The organism is Streptomyces sp. NPDC059455, assembly GCF_042750115.1.
Classification (GTDB): domain Bacteria; phylum Actinomycetota; class Actinomycetes; order Streptomycetales; family Streptomycetaceae; genus Streptomyces; species Streptomyces endocoffeicus.
Genome location: NZ_JBHYVB010000464.1, coordinates 1 through 2134, shown reverse-complemented (window position 1 = coordinate 2134; position 2134 = coordinate 1). Strand labels below are relative to the sequence as shown.

2 protein-coding genes are annotated in these 2134 nt (G+C 73.9%); both read right to left on the bottom strand.

From position 1 onward, the window contains the following. Positions 1-100 precede the first annotated feature (100 nt). Positions 101-862, bottom strand: a complete 762-nt coding sequence (locus ACFXB5_RS53570) for an isoprenyl transferase (RefSeq protein WP_201855162.1) — start codon at positions 860-862, stop codon at positions 101-103. Positions 863-1160: 298 nt separating this feature from the next. Continuing rightward, positions 1161-1904 carry an A24 family peptidase gene (locus tag ACFXB5_RS53565; protein ID WP_201855161.1) on the bottom strand — a complete coding sequence of 248 codons (744 nt, stop codon included), beginning with the start codon at positions 1902-1904 and terminating at the stop codon, positions 1161-1163. Positions 1905-2134: the final 230 nt, after the last annotated feature.

Here is a 2134-nt window from a genome sequence, read left to right as displayed (position 1 = left end):
CGCCGCCGCCCCCCCCCCCCCCCCCGGTCGCGCGCCCCCAGCGCCCCCGCGCGCGCGCCCGCCCCCCCGGGCCGGTGAACTGCGGTGCTACAAACGGGAACTAGTTGCCGTACCTGCGATGACGGGCGGCGTAGTCGCGCAGCGCGCGGAGGAAGTCGACCTTGCGGAAGGCGGGCCAGAAAACTTCACAGAAGTAGTACTCCGAATGGGCACTCTGCCACAGCATGAAGCCCGAGAGCCGCTGCTCACCGCTGGTGCGGATCACCAGGTCCGGATCGGGCTGCCCACGGGTGTACAGGTGTTCGGAGATGAGGTCGATGTCGACGACCTCGGCGAGCTCCTCGAAGGAGGTGCCCTTGGTGGCGTGGTCCATCAGCAGCGACCGCACCGCGTCGGCGATCTCCTGCCGTCCGCCGTAGCCGACTGCCACGTTGACCAGTATTCCGTCGATGTGCTCGGTGTCCCGCTCGGCCTCCTTGAGGACCGTCTGGGTACGGGAGGGCAGCAGATCGCGGTTGCCGACGTGGTGCACCCGCCAGCGGCCGTCGGCGGCCAGGTCGCGGACCGCGCCCTCGATGATGCTCAGGAGCGGTACCAGCTCCTCCTCGGGGCGGTCCAGGTTGTCGGTGGAGAGCAGCCAGAGCGTGACGACCTCGACGTCCGTCTCGCTGCACCAGCCGAGCAGCTCCTGGATCTTGCTGGCACCCGCCTTGTGGCCCTGCTCGGCGGTGCCGCCGGCCGCGCGGGCCCAGCGGCGGTTGCCGTCGAGGATGACTCCGATGTGCTTGGGCACCTGGGCGTGATCGAGGCGGCCTTCCACCCGGCGTGCGTAGAGCCCGTACACCAGGTCGCGCAACTTCACGTCTTCCAGCCCCTCAGTGCTTCACATGGCTCGCCATGGCAGTCCGCCCCAAGGCCGACACCCTACTGCGGGGCGGGGGGACTGGCTAACCGAGACGGCCGCATGACCGCATCCTGTCACGCTTCGTAGTCGACCGTGCGGAATACGTGCCGCCCTTTTTAACCCCAGAAGCCCGAAATAGAAGCGGGCCGGTCCGTGGGGGGGGAGTACGGACCGGCCCGAGGGGGGGCTTCCACCATAACGCTTCGTGAGGGAATGTCCATGCATCTCGGCGGGGCGAGCCCGCCGCGCGCCGATGTCATCCGGCGCCGAGCGCCCCCAGCACCAGTCCGGCGCCCGCCCCGAGGATCATGAACGGGCCGAAGGCCATCGCGGTCCGGCGCCCGGCCCGCCGGGTCAGCACCAGCGCCACGGCGCAGCAGGAGCCCAGCAGCAGCCCGGCGAGGGCACCCACGAAGAGCACGTCCCAGCCGTACCAGCCGAGGGCCACCCCGAGGGTCAGCGCGAGCTTGACGTCGCCGAACCCCATCCCGCTCGGGCTGATCAGGAACAGCACCAGATACGCCCCGCCCAGCACCGCGCCACCCAGCAGCGCCCGCGGCCAGGACCCGGCGCTGTGCGGCAGCAGCGCCGCCGCGCCGAGCAGCGCCGCCGCCCCGCCCGCCATGGGCAGGGTGAGGACGTCCGGCAGCCGGTTGACCGCCAGGTCCACGGCCGTGAGCAGCACCCCCAGCGGCACCAGCAGCAGCCACACGGCCAGCTCGGGGCGCGCGCCGACGGCCGCCGCCAGGCCCGCGCACACCAGGGCGGTGAGCACGGCGGCGAGCACCGGGCTCCCGTAGTCCCGCTCGCCGTCCCGGCAGCCGGCGCAGCGGGCGGGCCCCAGCCAGCCGCGCGCCGGGCCGGTGAGCGCGTGCCCGCGCGGGCAGGCGCCGCGCCAGGGCTCCTCCGGCTCGACGGCCAGCCGGTAGAGCGGGCGCGGTACGAGCAGTCCGGCGGCCGCGCCGTACGCGGCGGCGAGCACGATCAGCAGCGGTTGCACGGGCCGAGCCTACGGAAGCGCCCGGCCGGTGGAACACTGCCGGAACGGGCGGACGGCGTGGAACGGGCGAAGGGGGCGCGGGTCATGGGCCGCTGGCGGGACGGTACGGGGACGCTGCGCGTGGTGGGCGGCGCCGACGGCGCGGACGGCGGCTCGGGCGGCCGCTCGAACGGCGCGAAGGAGGACCCGGGGGGCGTGGAGGGCAGCGCGGGGCGCGCGGAGGGCGGCGC